Source organism: Paenibacillus sp. BGI2013 (assembly GCF_002843485.1).
Classification (GTDB): domain Bacteria; phylum Bacillota; class Bacilli; order Paenibacillales; family Paenibacillaceae; genus Paenibacillus; species Paenibacillus amylolyticus.
Genome location: NZ_PJFA01000002.1, coordinates 749,924 through 774,570 on the forward strand (window position 1 = coordinate 749,924; position 24,647 = coordinate 774,570).

The following is a 24,647-nucleotide window of genomic DNA, read 5'->3' on the forward strand; positions in this document are numbered from 1 at the left end:
GAGCTATAGACGGTCTCGGACACAGCCCTCTATGGCTCTTTTTGTATAAATTCATCGCCAAGGAGGCGTTTATTATTCATATTCAGACAAGCGTGTGGGGAGAAGTAGAGGTTCAGGAGAAAGATATATATCAATTTCCAAAAGGGTTACCTGGATTTGAAGAGGAGACTGAGTTCGCGCTAATCCCATGGGAAGACACGCCTTTTAGTTATTTACAATCTGTTCGAGAAAAGGAGTTGTCTTTCTTATTGGTAAGTCCATTTACGTTTGTTACGGATTATAGTTTTGAGTTAAGCGAAGTGGATAAGGAAGAATTGGAGATTGCAGAGCAAGTATCTGTATACTCGCTGGTCACAATTCATTCCCAGACGAATAATTCCACAATGAACCTTCTTGCACCTGTTGTGCTCAATCCGGAAAAGCGTCTAGGCAAGCAAGTTATACTCCATCAGTCAATTTATGAAACGCGCCATCTAATCTGGTCAGAAGACGAAGAAGCTAAATCCGTGAAGGGTGGGGTGTGACATGTTGGTATTATCTCGAAAAAAAGGCGAGTCTATAGTTATTCAGGATCACATTGAAGTAACTGTTCTTGCAGTCGAAGGAGATACCGTACGCATCGGGATATCTGCACCCAAGCATATTGATATCTATCGCCAAGAGATTTATGCATCTATTCAAGAAGCAAATAGAGAGTCGGCAACACCGCTTGCAGCCAATGTTGAGGCCTTTATGGAGCGTCTTAGAAATAACGAAATAAAAAAAGATTAAAAAATATTCCAATTTGCTATAAACAGTTGTTCACCTTCCGTCGATATATAATTTAGACGCTGCTTCGGCAGGGCGGCCGACCTTAATGTCGCGGCGTTTACCACATGGATGTGGAATTAATTTATTTTCAGGGAGGAAACACTCTAATGATTATCAACCATAATATCGCGGCATTGAACACACACCGTCAATTGTCTGCAAACACTGCTAACACTAACAAAAATATCGAAAAATTGTCTTCCGGTCTTCGCATCAACCGTGCTGGTGACGATGCTGCAGGTCTGGCAATTTCCGAAAAAATGCGCGGCCAAATCCGTGGTTTGGACCAAGCTTCCCGTAACGCTCAAGATGGTATCTCTTTGATCCAAACAGCTGAGGGTGCATTGAACGAAACTCACTCCATCCTGCAACGTCAACGCGAGATTGCCAACCAATCCGCGAACGGAACGAATACAGATTCTGATCGTCAAGCTTTGCAAGACGAAATGAATCAACTGACTTCCGAAATCAACCGTATCGGTAACACAACTGAGTTCAATACTCAAAAATTGCTGAACGGTGGTATCGGTTCTGGAGACAACGCTAAGTTGACTCAAGCTACTAAAGCTACTATTGCTAGTACTGCAACATTCGCTGGAGGAGACACAACTGGTCAAACAGCTTCTATCACTGTTGATGGTAAGACTTTCGATCTTTCCGAGCTTTTGAATAAAGACCACACTGCAACTACAAAAGCAGACTTTGCTGATGCATTGAAAAATGTAACTTCTGGTGGAGTGAAATTGAGCGACCTAGTTGATGTTGATTCTAGTGGTACTGGTCTGAAATTTACTGCTAAATCTGCTGGAGCTACAAGCACGCTTGAGTTGAAAGTAGGCACAGGTGACAATGAAGCAGCAGTTATGTTGGGCCAAACTGATGCAGCTGCAGCGAATGCTGTTGGTAAAGTTAAAGGAGATCCAGCTACTGTAGAGCGTTCCGGTCTGCAAGCTGGCACTGACCTTACTGCAGTTGCAGCTAATCCTAGCATTGCATCCAATGCTTCGTTGAAATTCACTGTTGGTACAGACAGTGAAGTAGAAGTAGTTCTTAATTCTGGCAAAGATGCAAAAGTATATGATACAAAAAATGCGGATGCTAACGTAGCAAAAGCGGCTATGGACGATCTGGTTAAAGATCTGAACGCTGCATTGCAAACTGCTGGACTGGACAGCAAAGTTACTGCTTCATTGTCTAAAGATAATAAAATTCAGTTCCTTTCTGAAACTGGTAAAGATATCAGTGTCGCTGCAGGTGCTGGTGGAGCTTTGGCGGGACTTGGTTTTGCTGGTACAGAAACCGTTAAAAACGTCGAGCAAGTTGTTGGCGCTGGAGCACAAGGAACAGGCTTCTCCACGAAGTTCCAAATCGGTGCTAACACTGGTCAATCCATGTCCTTGACAATCAACGATGTTCGTTCCGCTGCCCTGGGTATTACAGGTAACGCTGGACAAGCTGGTTTCACAAAAGAGAACTCCGTTACTAACGGAACAAACGATATCAAAGCTGAAGCAGCTCTTAACATCTCCACTCGTGAAGATGCTTCCAAAGCAATCAACATCTTGGATAAAGCAACTTCCCTTGTTTCCAGCGAGCGTGCTAAATTGGGTGCTGTTCAAAACCGTCTAGAGCATACGATCAACAACTTGGGAACGGCTTCCGAGAACTTGACAGCTGCTGAATCCCGTATCCGTGACGTTGATATGGCGAAAGAAATGATGCAACAAACGAAAAACAACATCTTGGCTCAAGCAGCTCAAGCTATGTTGGCTCAAGCTAACCAACAACCACAAGGTGTTCTGCAATTGCTTCGTTAATTTCACCTTGCTTCATCTTAAACCTTGGATCTCTGATCCAAGGTTTTTTTATTGGATTTTACATATTTCCTAAAGCTCGACAGCTTATAAGCCGATATATATTATAAATGCGAAATAATTGGAGGTCGTTCAAGGGTGAATATTCAATTTTCCTTATCCGCTGCCTCATCTGCAAGTAATCCTGCTATAGAGGTACAGAACCCGGCAGGCGCTTCTCAAGCGGGAACCGACACAGCAAACATCAGGACAGCGAAAGAAGCCTATAGTAAAGAAAAGCAGGGTTTAAATCTATCCATGGGAGAAGAATTACTCATCCGTAATATTGACCGTGCGGTGAAAGCATTACAAGGTCCTGAGACAACGCTGGATATCAGCATCCACGAGAAGACACATGATATCATGGTCAAAGTACTGAACAAAGAAACGGGAGAAGTGCTTCGTGAGATTCCGCCTGAGAAGACACTGGATCTGGTAGCCAAGATGATGGAGATAGCAGGCATCCTGATCGACGAGAAAGTATAAAAGTAAAAAAAAGTATACTCTAACGAGCGAGGAGTGAATTTATGCGTATTAATGGATTTTCCGGTATGGATATCGATAGTATGGTCAAGGAACTCATGACAGCCAAAAGGGCTCCGCTGGATAAATTGAATCAAAAAAAGACGACACTGGAATGGCAACGTGACAGTTATCGTGAATTGAATAGTAAGATGTATGAGTTCCGTAATACCAAGCTCCAACAGACATATAGACAATCAACAGCGCTTAATACACAAAAGGCGGTTGTAACAGGTAATACGGATGCGGTTAAAGCTGAAGCAGGTGCAGCAGCTAATGGTATTAAAATGGAAGTCTCGGTTGCACAACTTGCTACTGCGAAAGCTCAAGAAACCGATGGGAAAGGCCAAGGTTATAGTTCGAGGCAGTCGCTAGCTGAATTAGCAAACGGCATAAAATTTGGAGAACCAACAACCAGTTTAGGTACAAGCGATAATACAAAAGAATACAAGATTAAGATTAATGATGTAGAAATGACTTTTACAGGGCAGGATACAGTCTCTTCTATTATTGCAAAAATCAATAGTAAGACGGAATTAAACGTAAAAGCTAGTTTTGATGAACTGACAGGAAAGTTTACCATTGCTTCTAAAGATCTAGGCTCTAAAGGCACACTTAAGGTTGAGGCACCAGGCGCTGGGAATAATTCGCTAATGGATTTATTTGGGCAAAACTCTACTGCAGTGATCAATGAGGTTGTAGCGAAGGATGCTATTGTTTTAATCAATGGTGTGAAGTTAGATCCTCCACCTTCAAGTAATGTGATTACTTACAATGGGGTGCAAATGAATTTGCTTTCAACGACTGCAAGTTCATTTACGGAGAATAATGGTGCAATTACATTGAATGGTGATAAACCCTTTACAATTAATACGCAAAATGATCCTGATAAGGCTCTTTCAACGGTTAAGTCCTTTATAGAAGATTATAATAAAATGTTAGAATTGTTAAATACCAAGGTTAGTGAAGAGAAGTATCGTAGCTTCCAACCGTTAACTACAGAACAACGTAGCGCTATGTCAGAAAGTGACATTAAGTTGTGGGAAGAAAAGGCCAAGAGTGGCCTCCTTAAAAACGACGATATCCTTACGAACTTAGCTTCAACGATGAGAAACATTATGGGCGAGAAAATGGGAGAACTAAGTAGTATTGGAATCACAGGTGGTAAATATTACGAAAATGGGAAAATATACTTGGATGAGGATAAGTTTAAAAAAGCCATCCTTGATAATCCTCAGCAGGTCTCTGATTTATTACAAGGTACGGGTGCCGGTGCCGATAGCTCCATTTTTGGCAAGATGTATAAAGAGATGGATACAGCAATGAGCAAAGTTGCAGAACGTGCCGGTACAACTAAATTTAGCGGTGATATTAACAGTCTATTCAAGGAAGAGAGCGTCATGGGTAAAACGCTTAAAGGCTATAATACTCAGATCACAGCCTTGGAAAAACGCCTGAGTGCTCTTGAAAATCGTTACTACAAACAATTCACGGCTATGGAAACGGCTATGAGTAAGTATCAAAGTCAGTCTTCAAGCTTATCCAGTTTCTTCTCCAGCTAAGTTAACTTAAAGATTGAAAGGGTGTAAATATGATTAAGTCTCCATATGATCAATATCGTCAGTCGTCCGTTCAGACCTCTTCACCGGGTCAGTTGTTGATAATGTTGTATGATGGGGCTATTCGTTTTGTACGGACAGCGATTGATGGATTGGGTGCCAAGGATTATCAGAAGGTTAGTTTGAATCTTGGTAAAGCACAAACTATTGTTAGTGAGTTATCAGTTACATTGGATCGATCTTCTGATATTGCAGTGAATCTTAATGCTCTGTATGAATATATTAATTATCTTCTTATTGATGCTAATACGAAGAAGGTTGCTGAGCCAGCTGAGGAAGCTTTGGGTTATTTGAAAGAGTTGAAAGAGACCTGGCTTCAGGCAAGCAAAATGGTATCCTCAACTGAGCTTGGAGCCGTTCATGGATGATTTGATTAAGGAGCTAGAGCAGCTAACGCAAGATATTATGCTTCAGATTGATGAAGTGAGTTCAGATGAATTGGAACTATTTGTGGACAAGCGTCAGAACATTATTGATTCAATGTTAAGGCAAGATCAGCGCGAAGCTTCAGTGCTCCAACAAGCACGGCTTAAGAAGATTATGGATAATGATCATGCTATTTTGATGAGAATGAACAGCTTGAAGATAGAAGCTAAAGACTGGCTGATCCAACGTAAACAGGCTAAAGTACAGAAGAATGCATATGAGACGTCTTACGCAGTGGACAGCATTATTGTAGACACAAAAAGATATTAAATAGAATTCAGAAGGATGTAAGATACCTGTGAGGGATATTTTGCGTCCTTTTTCTGTTGTGTTCTCTTTTTTTTTAAATTTTCTTAATATTAGGAATTATGAAATGTTTACCTACGCAAGGTGTATCTACTTCTCGTTATCTGAACAGTAAACTCTCATCCAAGTTTCTATTATTAATACATCAAAAATAGACTTACCAACCCTCCAATTACCTGCTATATTCAAGATATCCCACCTTTCAACACAATCCCCAATTAATCTACAAAAAATTCCAAGAAAACATTTACGTTTCCAATTGACAATGGATAACTTTGGATGGTATTATCTGAATTGTGGGCAGAGGTTAAGGCCGAAAGCTTCACTTCATTTGATGACGAAGGGAATGTTAGTGCATGCAAGGTAAAGTAAAATGGTTCAACGCAGAAAAAGGTTACGGTTTCATTGAGACTGAAGATGGCGGCGACGTATTCGTACATTTCTCCGCAATTCAATCCGAAGGATTCAAAACTTTGGAAGAAGGTCAATCCGTAGAATTCGACATCGTCGAAGGCGCACGTGGACCGCAAGCAGCTAACGTAATCAAATTATAATCATCCGGACAATCCGACCTACATATATGGTTAGATGGTTACCAAATTGAATTATCGCTAGCATCAGACTCCGGTACTTTCCGGGGTCTTTTTTTGTTTCAATAGATTAGAGATTTGAGGATCATCCGAGGAACATTATTCTATTGAATTTAATAGATTCAAGAGATAGATTGAAGTTCATTTTACATATTAGATTGAGCAAGCTCAAAATGGGTTAATTACATCATCAAGCGCCTAATAATTCATACCAAGTAAATATTCGATTATGGCTGAATATGATGAAATATCGCGAAATATGGCGTTATGCCTACGTTGGCAGATGTGGCTTGAACAGATGTCATTATTCGGTCACCGGGAGTTTTTACATGGCGCTTACATTCGTGTTATAATGAAGTGGCAAAGGAAAAAGGAGGAGTGCCCTATGAATTTAAGTATTCGAGGTCAACAAATCGAGGTTACTGATGCTTTGAAGGATTATGTCGACAAAAAGTTGAGTAGACTCGAGAAGTATTTCGATGCACCCCTTAACTCTGACGGTGCTGTTACATTGAGCACGACGAGAGGTTTGCATACGGTAGAGGTGACGATCCCATTGAAAGGCATTGTGCTCCGCGCTGAGGATGAGAGCGATGATATGTATGCATCGATTGACTCCGTGGTGGACAAGCTGGAACGTCAGATCCGCAAACACAAAACAAAAATTAACCGTAAGTTCCGCCAGGAAGGTAGCCTGAAAACACTCTTCGTTGAAGATCCAACAGGTACTGTAGCTACAGCTGAACTGGATACGGACACGGATGACGATGATTTTGAAGTCGTACGGACGAAACGCTTTATGTTGAAACCAATGGACGTGGAAGAGGCCATCCTCCAAATGAACATGGTTGGTCACAATTTCTTCGTATTCTCCAACATTGACAGTGAAGAAGTTAGCGTTGTTTACAAACGGAACGATGGTAAGTACGGATTGATCGAACAAGGTTAATCTTAACGTACAGGATCATCGGAACGGACATGCGTATGAATATCTAATAATAATGAAGACAGGGACTGTAGTTTCCTGGATTGGACTTAACAAGAGCTTCCATCCCTTAGGGGATGGGGCTCTTTTGTGCGTAGAGAAGCTGGGAAATCACCTTTGGAAATAAAATGGTGAAACTATTCCCTATGCTGCTGCGTCTAATAGATATTAAGAATAATCATAATTGGTACAAGTTTATCACCAGATTCCGATGCTTACGAAAATATTTGTATACCTACATTCGAGAACTGGATATTGAGATTTCCATCCAAATTTACCATCAAAATTCGTTGACAGAGCTGTCTATCCTGCAAAACGAAACATGACAATCGGACGCTTCCGCTAACGACTATGATTTTTTGCACTTAAACTCGGTTTGATATGTCTCAGAAGTTCAAAGAAGTGTGCCGTGGCGTGTTGCGGCGGCCCTTACAAACTGTTACAATTTATGCAAAGAGAATCATTGTCCTGATGAGGAATTGTCAACGAATGATCGCTAATCATAATCAATGACAGGCACAGCACCATGAACATGATTCGCAAGGCTCGGGCTTCGGCTAGTTTTTAATAACCGAATCCGTTTGAATACCGAATCAGCTTCATGAGGAACCCTTGGCAAGCCTGGAGTTGATTCATCATATTACTTATTAGCATATGATTTGAATTTGATTTTTACACGGATGACGAAGAGGGCGGAAATGACCTGAAGAAGCGAAGCGTTCGCCTGAAAGCTTTCTGAAAGAAAGCTACATCGGAAGCATACGCCTTATCCCCGGATTTCCCCCTCTGAGAAGAGAGTTTAAAAGAAATCAGGGGATAACAGCGATCGAAAGGACATTCTGGCAACTGAGTTGACGAAGTGTAACCTTCATTAAGCTCAAATCATATTGTTTGTCACCCCCGGGCAAGTGGATGCAACATCCATCCGATGGTGTCGCGTGGCGGCAACAGGGGGTCTATTCTGTTTTGCACGAAAGGGGTATACCATGCTAGGACTTGTCAAAAAGATCTTCGGCGACATGAATGAACGTGATGTTAAACGTCTGATGAAGACGGTCGATGTGATCAATAAACTGGAACCACAATTTCAGGCATTGTCTGATGAACAACTGAAAGGTAAAACGGACGAATACCGTGCTCGTATTGAAAAGGGAGAAACAACAGATGAGCTTCTTCCAGAGGCATTTGCAACTGTACGTGAGGCATCACGTCGTGTACTGGGCAAACGTCACTACGATGTACAGATGCTGGGCGGTATCGCTCTGCATGAAGGCCGTATTTCCGAGATGAAAACGGGTGAAGGTAAAACGCTGGTAGGAACACTTCCGGTATATCTGAACGCGTTAATGTCCAAAGGTGTACACGTGGTCACGGTCAATGACTACTTGGCACAACGGGATAGCCAGGAAATGGGACAAATCTATGAGTTCATGGGCATGACGGTTGGGGTTAACCTCAGCGGTATGGACCATGCGTTGAAACAACATGCATATGCATGTGATATTACGTACGGAACGAACAATGAGTTTGGTTTTGACTATCTGCGTGACAACATGGTGCTTTACAAAGAGCAAATGGTACAACGTCCATTGTTCTTCTGTATCATTGATGAAGTAGACTCCATCTTGGTCGATGAGGCGCGTACGCCACTCATTATCTCTGGACAAGCTCAGAAGTCGACGGATATGTACTATGCAGCAGATCGTTTTGTGAAACGTTTGGTGCCGGAAGAAGACTTTACGGTAGACATTAAGGTGAAATCCGTAGCGTTGACTGAGGCGGGCGTGGCAAAAGCAGAGAAAGCATTTGGTATCGAGAACTTGTATGATCATGCCAATGTAACTCTCAACCATCACATTGTACAGAGCTTGAAAGCTAATGCAATCATGCGTCGTGACGTGGATTATGTTGTCAGTGATGAGGAAGTCATGATCGTTGATGAATTCACAGGTCGTCTGATGTCTGGACGTCGTTACAGTGATGGATTGCACCAAGCGATTGAAGCCAAAGAAGGCATTGAAGTACAAAATGAGAGCATGACGCTTGCTACGATTACCTTCCAGAACTATTTCCGGATGTACCGTAAACTTGCGGGTATGACGGGTACAGCGAAAACCGAGGAAGAAGAGTTTAAAAAAATCTACGGTCTCGAAGTACTGCAAATTCCAACCAACCGCCCAAACAAGCGGGATGACATGGCAGATGTCGTGTACAAGAGCATCGATGGCAAGTTCAATGCCGTTGTAGAAGAGATCGTGGCACGCCACAGTAAGAATCAACCGATTCTGGTAGGTACAGTGTCCATTGAGAACTCTGAACGTCTGTCTGACATGCTTAAACGCCGTGGTGTCAAACACCAGGTACTGAACGCCAAGTACCACGCGGAAGAAGCAGAGATCATCTCAGGAGCTGGTCAAGCGGGTGCAGTAACGATTGCAACCAACATGGCAGGACGGGGTACAGATATTATCTTGGGTGATGGTGTAGCTGAAGTAGGCGGCCTTCATATCATCGGTACAGAGCGTCACGAATCACGCCGGATTGATAATCAGCTACGTGGCCGTGCGGGACGTCAAGGTGACCCGGGTTCAACACAATTCTACCTGTCACTGGGTGATGAATTGATGAGACGTTTCGGTGCAGACAATGTATTGAACATGATGGAGCGTCTTGGTTTTGAAGAAGACCAACCGATCGAGAGCCGGATGATTACCCGCGCAGTAGAATCAGCGCAGAAGCGTGTTGAAGGTAACAACTTTGACGTGCGTAAAGTCGTTCTCCAATATGATGATGTAATGAACCAACAACGTGAAATTATATATAAACAGCGCCGCGAGGTACTGGAGTCCGAAAATATCAAACAAATCGTTATGGATATGATCAAGCCTTCCATTGAACGTATCGTTGAAGCACATTGTAGTGACGATATCCCGGAAAACTGGGAGCTTCAGGAAGTTGCTGATTACATGAACAGCAAATTGCTGGACGATGGTTCCATAACTAAAGATGATCTGTGGGGTAAGGAAGCAGAAGAGATCATCGAGTTCCTGTTCACGAAAGTTCAGAACAAGTACAATGCACGTGAAGAGCGAATTGGCGAAGAGATGGTTCGTGAGTTCGAGAAAGTGGTTGTGCTCCGTGCAGTAGACAGCAAGTGGATGGATCATATTGATGCAATGGATCAATTGCGTCAAGGTATCCACCTTCGTGCCTACGGCGGTACAGATCCACTGCGTGAGTACCAGTTCGAAGGCTTCGAGATGTTCCATCAGATGATTGCTTCGATTCAAGAAGAAGTAGCGACTTATGTGATGAGAGCACAGATCGAGAGCAATCAGGAGCGTCAAGCGGTTGTTGAGGAAAGTCAGATCTCGACAAGCGGTGAACCTGCTGAGAAACGTCCAGTGAAGGTTTCTGACCAAATCGGACGTAACGATCCATGCCCATGCGGTAGTGGTAAGAAGTTCAAACACTGCCACGGTCAAGAGTAGTTAAAGGGTTCATTTATACACGAATGACATGAATGGCTCCTTGCAGCCGGGTATTCCATAGGATGAAGTGAAGGATGCAAAACCGATTAATGGTGCATAGTTATAATAATATGACCATGATCACGGGGAAGAGATATACTGATACAACAGTAGTCTCAACACCAGGGTAACGCATCGGATACTTGATCTGGAGGAATGCCCTGGATGCGGGGAGCTTATCTTAATGAAAAGAGGAATTGCACATGATCGATCCAAACGTGAAGCATGACCTGCGTGAAATAGGCAAGAAACTAACCAACCTTAGGGGGTCTCTTTGACTTAGATCTGAAGCAAGAGATGATCGGCAACTTCGAAGTGAAGATGTCTGCTCCGGATTTCTGGGATGATAGTGACAAGGCGCAATCCGTAATCGCTGAGCTAAATGCGGTGAAGGGATCTGTGGATCAATACACCAAACTTCAACAGGACTATGATGATGCGGTGATGATGGTAGAACTGGCTGACGAGGAAGGCGACGAAGACCTCGCTGCAGAGATCGGTAGAAGCGTCACAGCGATCGTGAGCAAGGTGGCAGAGTTCGAACTTCAGCTGCTCCTGAACCAGCCGTATGATAAGATGGATGCCATTCTAGAGCTTCATCCGGGCGCAGGTGGTACCGAGTCACAGGACTGGGGACAAATGTTACTGCGGATGTACACACGTTGGTCCGAGAAGCGTGGCTTCAAGGTTGAGGTGCTGGATTATCTGCCAGGAGATGAGGCGGGGATCAAGAGCGTCACGCTATCGATCAAGGGGCACAATGCTTATGGTTATCTGAAAGCCGAGAAGGGTGTACACCGACTGGTGCGGATCTCTCCTTTTGACTCATCGGGCCGTAGACATACGTCCTTCGTATCATGTGATGTGGTTCCTGAGATTGATGATACGATTGAATTGGACATTCGAACAGAGGATCTCAAGATTGATACCTACCGTGCGAGTGGCGCGGGTGGACAGCATATCAATACCACCGACTCAGCCGTGCGGATTACCCACCTTCCGACAGGTGTAGTTGTAACGTGTCAGAATGAACGTTCACAGATCAAGAACCGTGAGCGGGCGATGAAGATGCTTCGTTCGAAATTGTATGAGCGTAAAATTGAAGAGCAAAAACAACAGCTGGATGAAATCCGAGGAGATCAGTCGGATATTTCATGGGGTAGCCAGATTCGCTCCTATGTGTTCCATCCCTATAGTATGGTAAAGGATCACCGTACAAGCGTAGAGACTGGAAATACAGGGGCAGTAATGGACGGCGACCTCGATGCATTCATCGATGGTTATTTGCGTAGCCAGATTAAAGTAGAAACCGATTAATATAAGTTCCTGTATGGACCCATACGTGTAGGCGTATGCTGGTGTATACGGGAGCTTTTTTTTGAATAATTTTATAGGATAGAAAAAATGAGCGAACAACTGATCAGTCACATAAAAGGAGAGCACGAGAACATGCAACAACGATCACAACTTCACAATAATCGCAAAAAGAGGATAACTAGCCTCATTCCACTCAATGGTCCATGGAGAAACGTCGTGGATACGGTATCTATCATTGTAGGTTCGTTTTTAATTGCAGTGGCCTTTAATTTATTTTTATTACCAAATCAGATCGCTTCGGGTGGGGTGTCCGGGTTATCAATTCTGGGCAAGGAATGGCTTAATTGGGAGCCGGCATATACCCAATGGGCTATTAATATCCCACTTTTGATTGCGGGTTTCCTGCTTATTGGTAAGCAGTATGGTGTTCGCTCGGTATTGGGCAGTATTGTCCTGCCGCTGTTAGTTTATCTCACGAAGGATTGGGCCATTCCAACAACGAATCCGCTACTTGGTTCACTGTATGGTGGGATTGGTGTTGGTTTAGGAATTGGAATTGTATACCGAGGTAGAGGATCAACAGGTGGCATGAGCATTCTTGCCAGAATCGTACAGAAATACAGTGGATTGAGTTACTCGCTGTGTGTAGTCATCATGGATGCTACGGTTATTATTATGGCTGCTTTTGTATTGTCGTTGGAGCAGTCCCTCTATGCGCTGATTGGGTTGTATGTTACTGGTAAAGTGATCGATGCTGTTGAGATGGGGCTGGGCTTTTCAAAGGTGGCTTATATTATCTCCAACCAGACCGAAGCGATTAGCAAAGTGATTCTGGATGACTTGGATCGCGGATTAACGAAGCTGGAGGCCAAAGGCGGTTACACCGATGATCAACGAACGGTACTGATGGTCGTGGTTGGACAGAATGAGGTACCAAGACTCAAAGCGTTGATCCGGTCTGTGGACCCGGGAGCATTTGTCATTATCAGTAACGCGCACGAAGTGCTCGGCGAAGGCTTTAAGCGGGGAGAACATGTGTGAACGGGTTGAAAACTAATGAGTGAGCCAATATAGGCTCATAAGTTTGAAAATTTAAGAAAAAAAGCAGGTACACCCTCCTCTGAGATAACGGAGAGGAAGTACCTGCTTTTCTATTATTAAAAGTTCAACTTAACATTTCACATAACGGAGAGGACAGAAATATCCTGAAGAAGTGGAACGTTCGCCTTTATCCCCGGATTTTTCCCTTTAGAATAGGGAATCAAAAAAATCTGGGGATAACAGCGATCGGAAGGATGTTCTGTCATCGGAGTGCCACCACTACAAAATCGGAGATAGCAGACGGGAAATGGCTTCTTTGAAGCGGATAATGAAACTGCGTTTTTGGTATTCATCGAGCGTCATTTCCCGCGATACATGCAGGTCGTGCTCAAAGGTTTGTACAAGTGCTGTCGCAATCGCTTCATCATACATAAAGGCGTTAACCTCAAAGTTTAACCGGAAACTGCGGTAGTCAATATTGGCGGTTCCCACGGATGCAACCAAACTGTCAATGATAAGTGTTTTGGCATGAATGAAGCCATTATCATATATAAATACTTTGGCGCCCACTTTTAGCAACTCACCAATATAAGATAACGTAGCCCAATATACAAAGGCGTGGTCGGGTTTATTTGGAATCATGATGCGAACATCTATGCCGGACAGACACGCGAGACGAATAGCTTCGAATACACTGGCATCCGGGATAAAATAAGGCGTTTGAATCAGAATCGATTGTTTGGCCCCGTTAATCATCTTAAGATAACTGTTCTTGATATGTTCAGTCTCTGCATCCGGTCCACTGGAGACAATCTGCATGGCAATCTTTCCTGTACCCTCAATATGAGGGAAATGCGCCGGAACATAAGGTGTGTCGTGTTGCTTGGACGCTTCATTCCAATCCAAGAGAAAACGGGTCTGCAGCGCATGGACGGCATTCCCCTGAATACGCAGATGTGTGTCACGCCAGTAACCGAATTTCGAGTTCAAGCCAAGATACTCATCTCCAACGTTAAATCCGCCCGTGTACCCCAAGTTACCATCGATGATGACAATCTTACGGTGGTTCCGGTAGTTCATACGTAAGTTGATCAGACTGAATTTGGATGGGAAAAAGACTTCAACCAAACCGCCTGCTTCGCGCAATTCTTTGAAAAAGCGTTTTGATACCCGCCGTGATCCGAGCGCGTCATACAGTAAACGAACTTTGATGCCTTCCCGCGCTTTGCGGATGAGTGCATCTCGAATTCTTTTGCCCAGACGGTCGCCTCTATAAATGTAGTATTGTACGTGCACGTGATCCTGAGCCGCTTCGATGTCGTCCAAGAGCCGCTGGAATTTATCTGTTCCATCCGTAATGATCTCGACCGCATTATCTTCCGTCACCAGAGCTCCGTTCTGCTTCAGGTTCATATAGATCATATCCTGGCTAGTCTCGGTTGCTTGGTTGCGGAAAGGGGTGCGATTATCGTGTAGCTGCGTGAGCTGGGCTTCAATACGTTCCTCTAGCCCGAGCTTCTTACGTTCCTTCCACTGGAAAAGCCGGTATCGGGTCAGGTTCTGACCGGTTAAAAGATAAAGTACAAACCCAAACACCGGAATAAAGTTCAAGACGAGCAGCCAAGCCCATGAAGCGCTGGCATCCTTCCGTTCGAAGAAAACGACTGCTGCCGCAAAAATAATATTCAGGCCAAGGAGTACAATAAGTAAAATGGATTCGATATGCACTATAGTCCCCCACGTCTCATAATGACCATCATGAATCTATTCATATGTCCTTGGTAGCAGGTTAGTTATGAATGAGACCCTGATTGTAATGTTTCCTACTAATACGTATTTTAACAGATGTATACCTATTCGTCCCGGATGAGAAAAAAGATATGTTCGGATTGGATGGAAATCCATGTGAAATTGATGATAGAGTGTTGTATTTATATAACCAGAGTCGTATAATAATACACAAATATGCATATAAGCGACGGAATTGCTGTGTTCGAGTATCCTTCAGAGAAGGACATAGCACAAGTAGCGCATACATCGAGATTGGGGGAGCGAGAGTGAATAACAAATTAAAAGTAGCAATCGTCGGTTCCACCGGCTACGGCGGGGTGGAGCTGATTCGTTTTTTCCAGAACCATCCGCTGGTTGAAATCACATCGGTGATCTCATCATCGAGCAGTGGTGAGTCCATCGCAGATGGATTTCCGCATTTGACGGGCGTGATTCACAGGCCACTCGACGGTGTAGATCCGGCTGAAATTGCGAGTCGTGCGGATCTGGTATTCACAGCGACCCCGTCCGGCGTAAGTGCTAAGCTCGTACCAAGCCTGCTGGCAGCAGGACTTAAGGTGATTGACCTGTCTGGCGATTTCAGACTTAAGGATGGAACAGTGTACGAAGAGTGGTACAAACATCCGGCGCCTCCAGCTGATTTGCTGGAACAAGCGGTATACGGCATGGCTGAGGTGTATGGCGAAGAAGTGAAGGGGCAGAATTTTATATCCAACCCAGGTTGTTATCCAACGGCTACACTTCTTGGACTGATCCCTGCAGTAGAGGCAGGCTGGATTGATCCTTCAACTATTATTATTGATGCCAAATCGGGCGTATCCGGTGCAGGACGTGGAACCCATCTGTCGTACCATTATGCAGAGATGAACGAGAATCTCAAAGCCTATAAACTGAATAAACATCAACATATTCCCGAGATCGAACAAGTGCTTGGCAATATAACGGGAACGCCTGTTACAGTTACCTTCACAACACATCTGGTGCCAATGACACGTGGAATTATGAGTACGATGTATGCAAACCTCGTTGGGGAACACAGCGACCGGGAGATCGTGGATTTGTACCGCAAATATTATGAGAACCGACCTTTCGTACGTGTACGTGAACCGGGCATCTGGCCTTCTACCAAAGAAGTGTACGGATCCAACTATTGTGATATCGGATTTGCGGTGGATCCTCGCACAGGGCGTTTAACGATTATTTCGGTCATCGACAACCTGGTGAAGGGTGCTTCCGGGCAAGCGATTCAAAATATGAACCTGATGATGGGATGGGAGGAGAACCTCGGGCTGAACATGACACCGGTATATCCATAAGGGATTGGAATTCAGGAGGAGCACTGGGACATTCGGTGTAAGAGTGCTCTCTCTCAGAGTCTTCTAGGGAGAACGGATCAGGTTAAGCAGGCGATCATCAGCATATAGCTGAACGCATACGGGGGATATGATATGGGAACGAATGTGGAGCAACAGACTTTTACCGTGGTTGAGAACGGAACAATTGTAACCCCTGAGGGATTCACTGCTGGTGGACTTCACTGCGGATTGAAAAAGACATCTCGCAATGACATCGGAGCGATCCGATGTGATGTACCGGCTACAGCTGCTGCTGTATACACAACGAACGTGTTTCAAGCGGCACCACTCAAAGTAACGCGCGAAAGCTTGAGCAATGGACGCCTTCAGGCTGTTATCGTTAACAGTGGTAATGCTAATGCATGTACAGGGCAACAAGGGGAAGAAGATGCTTATGCGATGCGTTCGGCGGCTGCGCGTGAGTTGGGTGTGGCAGAAGAGGACGTGGCTGTGGCATCCACAGGTGTCATTGGTGAATTGCTCAAAATGGATGCTGTACATTTAGGCATTACTGGTCTTCCAGCGCATATGGGCAAGGAGTCGAATGAGGCGGAGCAATTTTCACAAGCGATTCTGACAACGGATTTGGTGAAAAAGGAAGCTTGCGTCTCCGTTCTGGTTAACGGCAAGACGGTTACGATTGCGGGAGCCGCCAAAGGCTCGGGTATGATTCATCCGAATATGGCGACAATGCTCGCTTTCATGACCTCTGACGCGGTCATTGGTGCAGAAGCGTTGCAGCGCCTGTTGCGTCAGGCAACGAATCATACATTCAACATGATTACAGTCGATGGGGATACAAGTACAAACGACATGCTGGTAGCGATGTCTAGTGGATATGCAGGCAATGAAGAGCTGACGATGGAGCACCCGGATTGGGATGCTTTTGCAGCTGGATTCACCTATGTATGCCAAGTGCTGGCCAAAGCCATTGCTCGCGATGGCGAAGGAGCAACCAAACTGGTTGAGGTAGAAGTTACAGGTGCGGTAAGTGATGATTCCGCGCAAGCAATCGCGAAAACTGTCATCGGTTCCAGTCTGGTGAAATCCGCCATGTTTGGCGCAGACGCCAACTGGGGACGGATTATTGCAGCCGTAGGGCGTGCAGGACAGCCGGTGAACCCGGATACGGTAGATATTCGTTTGGGAGATATCTCCGTACTCGCACAGTCCCGCCCGGTCGTGTTTGACGAAGAAGCAGCATTGGCCTATTTGCAGACCGATACAGTTCGCATCGTGGTGGATTTGCACCACGGCGAAGGAACAGCAACAGCCTGGGGCTGTGACCTGACGTATGACTACGTACGAATTAACGCCGCATACCGCACGTAATAAACCTTTGGGGTAAAGGTTTTGCGAAACAGCTGTCTTCTATTGTGAAGCTGTTTCGTGAGATGTTTCAAAAATTATCAATGAAATTTAAACTTGTTGTTTGGTGTTGGACATATAGCGATAGTAATGGAGAAGACGGAATTGATTCTGCAGAAGCGGAGCGGTCGCCTTTGTCTCCGGGTGTTCCCCTATATAGGGATAATTCAAGAAACCTGGAGACAACAGCGATCGAAAGAACAATCCGAATTCGGAATGGACTCCTACCAGCCTTCGTCACCTTATAAAAGTGTTATATTTTTTTGAATATAATTTTTACTATGATAGGAGCTTGCCCTCATGAATTCAATAATGCCAAACGAGAGTACCGCAACGGAAGCGAGCACAGAGAAACAGATGTTTGTCATGAAATGTGGAGGCAGCACGCTGGCAGCATTGCCCGAGTCTTTCTTTGCGGATCTGCGTGATCTGCAGTCTCAGGGCACACAGCCGGTAATCGTGCATGGCGGAGGTCCTGCGATCTCGGATAACCTGGCGAAGCTTGGTATCGAAACCGAATTCGTTAACGGCCTGCGCAAAACGACTGAACCTGTGCTGGACGTAGTGGAGATGGTCCTGGCGGGTAGCATCAACAAACAGATCGTGCGCCTGATTCAGCGTGTGGGCGGCCGTGCACTAGGCTTGTCCGGCGTCGATGGAGGTCTGATTCAGGCGAAGCCCGTATCGAACCACGCAGAGATCGGTTGGGTAGGTGATGTCACTGGTGTGAACGCAGAGATTATCCAAGGTATCGTGAACATGGGATACATGCCGGTTATCGCACCGGTTGGCGTAGATGCAACTGGACAACGCTACAACATTAACGCAGATACAGCTGCGGGTGCAGTGGCATCTCATCTCGGCGTAAGCCGGATGATTGTCGTGACAGACGTTCCTGGCATCATGAAGAACGTAGGCAGCGAGAAAAAAGTACTGCCATCCGTATCTGTACAAGAGATTGAGGACATGATCCAGACTGGAGAAATCTATGGCGGCATGATTCCCAAAGTGCGTGCAGCTATCGCTTGTATTCATGGTCAAGTACGTGAGGTCGTCATCGTAGACGGCAGCGAACCCCAAATCCTGAGCCGAGTGCTCGGCGGAGAAATCATCGGAACAAGAATCATCCGTATGCAATAATTTGCTCTCGATGCGCTAGGGTCTTAATAGCCTTATATTATATATAAAAATATGTGCACGGCTTTTTAATATAAGAAATCTAATATTACACTCACATATCGTAGGGTGCAGAACCAATCTGAAGAATAAAAATGCATAACGGAGAGGACAGAAATAACCTGAAGAAGCGGAGCTAAAAGCTTTCTGAAAGAAAGCTACTTCGTAAGCATCATCTCGCCTTTATCACAGGATTTTCCCCATTGAAGGGGAATAAAAAAAATCCAGGGATAACAGCGATCGGAAGGTTGTTCTGTCATCGAAGTGGAGTATGCATACGTTCGGAAGATGGTTCCGCAATCGGAGTGATCTAGTGTAAATAAGAGCTCTTATATAATTGCCGTTGCACCAACCAATAAGGAGTGATAGGGTCATGGCAAAAGGCAACGAACAGCCAGGTTCTGGCACAGCGGTAGCGGGCGCAACAGCAACAGGTGCAGCGACACAGACGGAAAGCTCGCTTTTCCAAACGTATGCACGTTATCCAATCAGTCTGGTCAAAGGTAAAGGCAGCTGGTTATGGGACGATCAGGGGAACCGCTATCTCGATTTCATGTGCGGACTCGCTGTAACTAGCCTGGGCCATGCACCGGAGAAAGTTGGAGCCAAGCTGAAAGCTCAGATTGATGAGCTGTGGCATGTATCCAACCTGTTCCAGATTCCAGGCCAGGAGAAGGCAGCAGCATTGCTGACAGCCAATACATGTGCTGACGCAGTGTTTTTCTGTAACAGTGGTGCCGAAGCGAACGAAGCAGCTATTAAAGTAGCACGTCGTTATCACCAGAAGGTGAAGGGTACAGATCGCTATGAAGTGATCACATTTGCCCAGTCCTTCCATGGACGGACACTCGCAACGCTGACAGCAACCGGACAGGATAAGGTGAAAGAAGGATTTTTGCCATTGCCAGCCGGATTTGTAACTGTACCTTTGCATGATATCCCTGCCCTTGAAGCGGCAATTGGACCCAACACAGCAGCTATTATGCTGGAAATGGTTCAGGCCGAGGGTGGTGTATATCCGGTTGAACCGGAATTCGTCAAACATGTACGGAAATTGTGTGACGAGCATGGGTTGCTGTTGATTGTCGATGAAGTTCAAACGGGAATGGGACGTACGGGTAAACTGTTTGCGCACGAACATTATGGCATTGAGCCAGACGTGTTCACCGTTGCCAAAGGTATCGGCAGTGGTTTCCCTGTAGGCGCAATGCTGGGTAAAGGTTTCCTGCGGGATGCATTCACGCCAGGAAGTCATGCGACAACATTTGGCGGAACACCACTTGCTTCATCCGTTGTGATAGCAACCATCGAAACGATGCTGGAAGATCGTTTGCCAGAGCGTGCAGCGGAGATGGGTGAATACCTGATGAGCTCCCTGCGGAATCGTTTGGCGGGTAATTCCTTTGTGAAGGAAGTACGTGGTTTGGGATTGTTGGTCGGCATCGAATGTGCTGAGCCGGTAGGTGATATTGTGCTTGCTGGGCAAAAACGCGGGATCTTGTTCGTCTCTGCAGGACCCAATGTGATTCGTTTGCTTCCGAACCTGTATGTGAGCAAAGAAGAGATCGAAGAGGCCGTATCCCTGGTAGGCACATTGATCGAAGAGCACGTAGCGGCGAAAGCCTAACATAAAAATGAGAACCTTTCTGTCTCGGGGCCATTACCGGCCTCGAAGCAGAACGAGATGATGAATCCCTGTAGCCGCGCGGTGAACTTGCAGAAGGCGGAAAAGAATAAACTTGAGAAGCACCAAGACAAAGTGTCAATGTTGCTCTCTCTTCTGCCCATGCGGGTGCAGGGAACCGGAAATAAGGAGGACATTATACATGACAGCACAACAGACGGAAAAGATTCAGAAGATTGATCTGAGAGGCCGGGATTTTATCGAATTCACGGACTACACAGCAGAGGAGATTCGTTATCTGCTTGATCTCGCAATTGAGATTAAAGGCAAGCAAAAAAACGGTGTACCTTTTCAACCGTTGAAAGGTAAAACGATCGGACTTATTTTTGAAAAATCATCTACACGTACGCGTGTATCCTTTGAAGTGGGTATGTTCCAATTGGGCGGACACGCGCTTTTCCTGAGCAAAAATGATATCCAGCTGGGTCGTGGGGAAACAACACATGATACAGCCAAAGTATTGTCCCGCTACCTGGATGGCATCATGATCCGTACCTTTGGACACCATAATGTAACTGAACTGGCAGAGCATGCGGATGTTCCAGTCATTAACGGCCTGAGCGATGCAGCGCATCCTTGTCAGGTACTGGCAGACTTCCAAACGGTGCTGGAGCACAAAGGCAAGCTGGCAGGTCTGAAAATGGCCTACATCGGAGATGGCAACAATATGGCGCACTCCCTGATGCTCGGAGCAGCGAAGATGGGAATGCATGTTGCTGTAGCAACGCCAGAAGGCTATGAGCCGGATAGCGCAGTTGTGGAGCAGGCGCGCATTATCGCACAGGAGAGCGGTTCTGAAGTGACTGTAACCTACAGTGCACAAGAAGCTGCGAAAGATGCAGATATCGTGTATACGGATGTATGGGCGAGCATGGGCTTTGAAGAAGAACAGAAGATTCGGGAGCAGGCATTTGCCGCATATCAAGTGGACGAGGCGCTGATGAAAGGTGCGAAGCCGGACTACATGTTCTTGCACTGTCTGCCAGCACACCGCGGCGAAGAAGTGAGTGCCGGTGTAATTGACGGACCGAACTCTCTGATCTTTGATCAGGCGGAGAATCGCTTGCATGCACAGAAAGCATTAATGGCTGCATTAATGAGCGAATAGATGCTATTTGCCTTTATGGGTTGATTTTAGGCGCAGATTTCGCGATGATAGATTCATCTATAATGTACTTTAAAAAGTTAATTAAATAAGAAGCATACACAAACACGGAGAGACAGAAAAAGCCTGAAGAAGCGAAGCGGTCGCCTGAAAGCTTTCTGAAAGAAAGCTGCATCGGAAGCATAGGCTATCCCCAGATTTTACCCTTTGTCATAAAGGGATGAAAAAAATCTGGGGATAACAGTGATCGGAAGGATTTTCTGGCTCGTAGGATTCAGTGTATGAAGGCTCTGTTTAACTTAACTGATCTTGGGGAGGACCATCGAACATGGCTAAGGAAAAAATTGTACTCGCGTATTCAGGCGGGTTGGACACATCTGTAATTTTGAAATGGTTGAAAGAAACGTATGATGCTGAGATTATCGCTTTCACAGCGGATATTGGACAAAAGGACGAACTGGATGGTTTGGAGGAAAAAGCACTGGCAACAGGCGCTTCCAAAGTATACATCGACGATCTACGCGATGAATTCGCAAAAGATTTCATCTATCCGATGTTCCAGGCAGGTGCCCTCTATGAAGGACAATACCTGCTTGGCACAAGTATTGCTCGTCCACTGATCGCTAAACGTATGGTGGACATCGCTCGTGCAGAAGGTGCTACAGCCATCGCTCACGGCGCTACAGGTAAAGGAAATGACCAAGTTCGGTTTGAGTTGAACGCGGCTGCACTGACACCAGACATTAACGTAATTGCACCTTGGCGTCTGGAAGAATTCCGTAACCAATTCCCGGGACGTGCCGAGATGATCGCGTACGCTGAGAAACATGGTATTCCGGTAACCGCTTCTGCGGCTAAACCATACTCCACAGACCGTAACTTGCTGCATATCAGCTATGAGAGCGGTGTGCTCGAAGATCCTTGGTTCGATCCAAGCGCGGACGAGAACAAAGACATGTTCCTGCTGAGCAGTGCACCTGAAGATGCACCAGATCAAGCGGAATATGTTGAACTGGAATTCGAACAAGGTGACTGTGTTGCACTGAACGGTGAGCGCTTGAGCCCACTGCAAGTGATGGAGCAACTGAACGAGCTGGGTGGCAAACATGGTATTGGCCGTGTAGATATGGTTGAGAACCGTTTTGTTGGTATGAAGAGCCGTGGCGTATACGAAACACCAGGTGGAACAATCTTGTTCACCGCACATCGCAAAATGGAGTCCATCACGATGGACCGTGAAGTGATGAACCTGCGTGATAGCCTGATCACACGTTACAGCACACTCGTTTACAACGGCTTCTGGTTCGCACCGGAACGTCTGGCGCTGCAAGCGCTGGTGACTGAAAGCCAGAAGAACGTAACAGGTACGGTTCGTGTGAAACTGTACAAAGGCAACATCATCGGCGCAGGTGTGAAAAGTTCTGTCAGCCTCTACAATCCGGACATCGCAACGATGGAAGCTGATCCAACGCAAGCTTACGATCAAGGTGATGCAACAGGCTTTATCCGCCTGAATGCACTGCGTTTGAAAGTAAACTCCGGCGTGGAGCAAAACAAAAACTAATTTCAACCTGCATCTATAGAGCTATATCAATATAAATGACAAGGCAGGCCGTTCTTGCACATCTGGCAGGAGCGGCTTTGTCCATGAGCGAAAGGGGAGTACTCACCGTGAGCAAGCTGTGGGGAGGACGTTTTACAAAACAAACCAATCATTTGGTTGAGGAATATACGGCATCGATCAATTTTGACAAAGCTTTGGCTGAGGAAGATATTCAGGGCAGTCTGGCCCATGTGACAATGCTGGGCAAATGCGGTATTCTGCCGGCGGAAGATGTAGAGACCATCAAAGAAGGATTGATCACCGTTCTGCACAAAATCCGTGCGGGCGAAGTGGAATTCTCCGTATCGGACGAAGACATCCACATGAATATTGAGAAAAACCTGATCGAGACGATTGGCCCTGTAGGCGGCAAATTACATACAGGCCGTAGCCGGAATGACCAGGTAGCAACGGATATGCACCTATACCTGCGCGAACGCGTGGTTGGATTTGTAGGCATGCTGCATTCCTTGCAGGAAGCACTGATTGGACAAGCGAAAGATAACCTCGATACGATTGTACCGGGTTATACGCATCTTCAACGGGCACAGCCGATCCTGTTCGCTCATCACCTGATGGCGTATGTATCCATGTTCCAACGGGATGCCGAGCGTCTAATGGACAGCTACAAACGCATTAACATCCTGCCACTGGGCGCAGGTGCGCTCGCGGGCACAACATTCCCGATTGACCGTCATTTTGTGGCGGAACAACTGGGCTTTGATGGGGTTTACGAGAACAGTCTGGACGCAGTAAGCGACCGTGACTTTATCGTTGAGTTCCTGGCAGCCGCTTCGCTGATCATGACTCACTTGTCCCGTCTGAGTGAAGAGTTGGTCCTGTGGAGCAGCACGGAGTTTGGATTCGTTGAACTGGACGATGCATTCTGCACAGGCAGCAGCATCATGCCTCAGAAGAAAAATCCGGACGTTCCTGAACTCGTGCGTGGTAAAACAGGACGTGTGTACGGCAACCTGATCGGTTTGCTGACGGTACTGAAATCTCTTCCACTGGCATACAACAAAGACATGCAGGAAGACAAAGAAGGTATGTTTGACACAGTAGCGACGCTGGAGGGTGCGCTGCAACTGTTTGCTCCAATGATCGCGACAATGACAGTGAACAAGGATCGGATGCGTCAAGCGGTCAACCAGGATTTCTCCAACGCTACGGATATTGCTGACTTCCTCGTGGGAGAAGGCTTGCCTTTCCGTCAGGCGCATGAAGTGATTGGTAAAACGGTACTGTACTGCATCCAGAACAGCAAGTATTTGCTGGATCTGACGATTGATGAATTCCGTCAGTTCTCACCACTGTTTGATGACCGGATCTATGATGTGTTGCAACCGGAAGCGGTAGTGAACGCTCGTAATGTTTACGGCGGAACTGCTTCGGGTCAAGTTGCTGAAGCGATTGGACGCAGTGAGAAGGTGTTAGAGATTACCGAGCAATGGATTACGAACCGCGGTTAATACCACCGCTACTATATAAGGTACCCTTACAGATACAACGGTACAACAAAGAAGCAGGCCAGAGAACTTTGTTCTCAGCGGCCTGCTTTTGTGT

At 45.8% G+C, this 24,647-nt stretch carries 20 protein-coding genes; 19 read left to right on the plus strand and 1 reads right to left on the minus strand.

From position 1 onward, the window contains the following. Window positions 1-41 precede the first annotated feature (41 nt). From fliW to CXK86_RS07085, 12 genes are all read left to right on the plus strand, one after another. Window positions 42-524 (plus strand): flagellar assembly protein FliW, encoded by a 483-nt coding sequence (gene fliW / locus CXK86_RS07030; protein ID WP_257467791.1) that lies wholly within the window; start codon window positions 42-44, stop codon window positions 522-524. Between the two features lies 1 nt (window position 525). After that, window positions 526-771 carry a carbon storage regulator CsrA gene (gene csrA, locus CXK86_RS07035; RefSeq protein WP_076254062.1) on the plus strand — a complete coding sequence of 82 codons (246 nt, stop codon included), beginning with the start codon at window positions 526-528 and terminating at the stop codon, window positions 769-771. A 146-nt stretch (window positions 772-917) separates the two neighbouring features. Beyond that, window positions 918-2,627, plus strand: a complete 1,710-nt coding sequence (locus tag CXK86_RS07040) for a flagellin N-terminal helical domain-containing protein (protein WP_076254063.1) — start codon at window positions 918-920, stop codon at window positions 2,625-2,627. Between the two features lie 135 nt (window positions 2,628-2,762). Beyond that, window positions 2,763-3,149, plus strand: a complete 387-nt coding sequence (locus tag CXK86_RS07045; RefSeq protein WP_076254065.1) for a flagellar protein FlaG — start codon at window positions 2,763-2,765, stop codon at window positions 3,147-3,149. 41 nt (window positions 3,150-3,190) lie between these two features. Beyond that, window positions 3,191-4,747: a flagellar filament capping protein FliD gene (gene fliD, locus CXK86_RS07050; protein WP_076254067.1), complete on the plus strand. Its 1,557-nt coding sequence runs from the start codon at window positions 3,191-3,193 to the stop codon at window positions 4,745-4,747. 29 nt (window positions 4,748-4,776) lie between these two features. Next, window positions 4,777-5,172 (plus strand): flagellar export chaperone FliS, encoded by a 396-nt coding sequence (fliS, locus tag CXK86_RS07055; RefSeq protein WP_076254069.1) that lies wholly within the window; start codon window positions 4,777-4,779, stop codon window positions 5,170-5,172. Further along, complete coding sequence (locus tag CXK86_RS07060; protein WP_076254071.1) at window positions 5,165-5,500, plus strand: hypothetical protein; 336 nt, start codon at window positions 5,165-5,167, stop codon at window positions 5,498-5,500. The genes fliS and CXK86_RS07060 overlap by 8 nt, the downstream gene beginning before the upstream one ends. A gap of 392 nt (window positions 5,501-5,892) precedes the next feature. Beyond that, window positions 5,893-6,090 (plus strand): cold shock domain-containing protein, encoded by a 198-nt coding sequence (locus CXK86_RS07065; protein WP_024631599.1) that lies wholly within the window; start codon window positions 5,893-5,895, stop codon window positions 6,088-6,090. A gap of 421 nt (window positions 6,091-6,511) precedes the next feature. After that, window positions 6,512-7,075, plus strand: a complete 564-nt coding sequence (gene hpf / locus CXK86_RS07070; protein ID WP_036667734.1) for a ribosome hibernation-promoting factor, HPF/YfiA family — start codon at window positions 6,512-6,514, stop codon at window positions 7,073-7,075. A gap of 1,022 nt (window positions 7,076-8,097) precedes the next feature. After that, window positions 8,098-10,602, plus strand: a complete 2,505-nt coding sequence (gene secA, locus CXK86_RS07075) for a preprotein translocase subunit SecA (protein WP_101313558.1) — start codon at window positions 8,098-8,100, stop codon at window positions 10,600-10,602. Between the two features lie 242 nt (window positions 10,603-10,844). Next, window positions 10,845-11,958, plus strand: a protein-coding gene (gene prfB, locus CXK86_RS07080; protein WP_101313559.1) for a peptide chain release factor 2 whose coding sequence is annotated in 2 segments (ribosomal slippage) — window positions 10,845-10,916 and window positions 10,918-11,958 — 1,113 coding nt in all. Because the reading frame shifts where the segments join, the coding sequence is not laid out codon by codon here. Window positions 11,959-12,090: 132 nt separating this feature from the next. After that, on the plus strand, window positions 12,091-12,999 hold the full coding sequence (locus CXK86_RS07085; RefSeq protein WP_036612451.1) for a YitT family protein: 909 nt from the start codon (window positions 12,091-12,093) through the stop codon (window positions 12,997-12,999). A gap of 279 nt (window positions 13,000-13,278) precedes the next feature. On the opposite strand, the gene cls is transcribed toward CXK86_RS07085, so the two are convergent. After that, window positions 13,279-14,727 carry a cardiolipin synthase gene (cls, locus tag CXK86_RS07090; RefSeq protein WP_076254073.1) on the minus strand — a complete coding sequence of 483 codons (1,449 nt, stop codon included), beginning with the start codon at window positions 14,725-14,727 and terminating at the stop codon, window positions 13,279-13,281. A gap of 329 nt (window positions 14,728-15,056) precedes the next feature. Here cls and argC point away from each other — a divergent pair, with 329 nt between their 5' ends. From argC to argH, 7 genes are all read left to right on the plus strand, one after another. Further along, window positions 15,057-16,106, plus strand: a complete 1,050-nt coding sequence (gene argC / locus CXK86_RS07095; protein WP_036612448.1) for an N-acetyl-gamma-glutamyl-phosphate reductase — start codon at window positions 15,057-15,059, stop codon at window positions 16,104-16,106. A gap of 132 nt (window positions 16,107-16,238) precedes the next feature. Then, a complete protein-coding gene (gene argJ / locus CXK86_RS07100; protein ID WP_051447267.1) occupies window positions 16,239-17,477 on the plus strand; it encodes a bifunctional glutamate N-acetyltransferase/amino-acid acetyltransferase ArgJ in 1,239 nt (412 codons plus the stop codon). A gap of 336 nt (window positions 17,478-17,813) precedes the next feature. Further along, window positions 17,814-18,653, plus strand: coding sequence for an acetylglutamate kinase (argB, locus tag CXK86_RS07105; RefSeq protein ID WP_036612446.1), 840 nt, complete (start codon window positions 17,814-17,816; stop codon window positions 18,651-18,653). 409 nt (window positions 18,654-19,062) lie between these two features. Continuing rightward, window positions 19,063-20,316, plus strand: coding sequence for an aspartate aminotransferase family protein (locus CXK86_RS07110; protein WP_076254076.1), 1,254 nt, complete (start codon window positions 19,063-19,065; stop codon window positions 20,314-20,316). A gap of 199 nt (window positions 20,317-20,515) precedes the next feature. Next, window positions 20,516-21,481, plus strand: coding sequence for an ornithine carbamoyltransferase (gene argF, locus CXK86_RS07115; RefSeq protein ID WP_076254078.1), 966 nt, complete (start codon window positions 20,516-20,518; stop codon window positions 21,479-21,481). Window positions 21,482-21,806: 325 nt separating this feature from the next. Beyond that, window positions 21,807-23,042: an argininosuccinate synthase gene (locus CXK86_RS07120; protein WP_076254080.1), complete on the plus strand. Its 1,236-nt coding sequence runs from the start codon at window positions 21,807-21,809 to the stop codon at window positions 23,040-23,042. A 107-nt stretch (window positions 23,043-23,149) separates the two neighbouring features. Then, a complete protein-coding gene (argH, locus tag CXK86_RS07125; RefSeq protein ID WP_036612430.1) occupies window positions 23,150-24,553 on the plus strand; it encodes an argininosuccinate lyase in 1,404 nt (467 codons plus the stop codon). Window positions 24,554-24,647 lie beyond the last annotated feature (94 nt).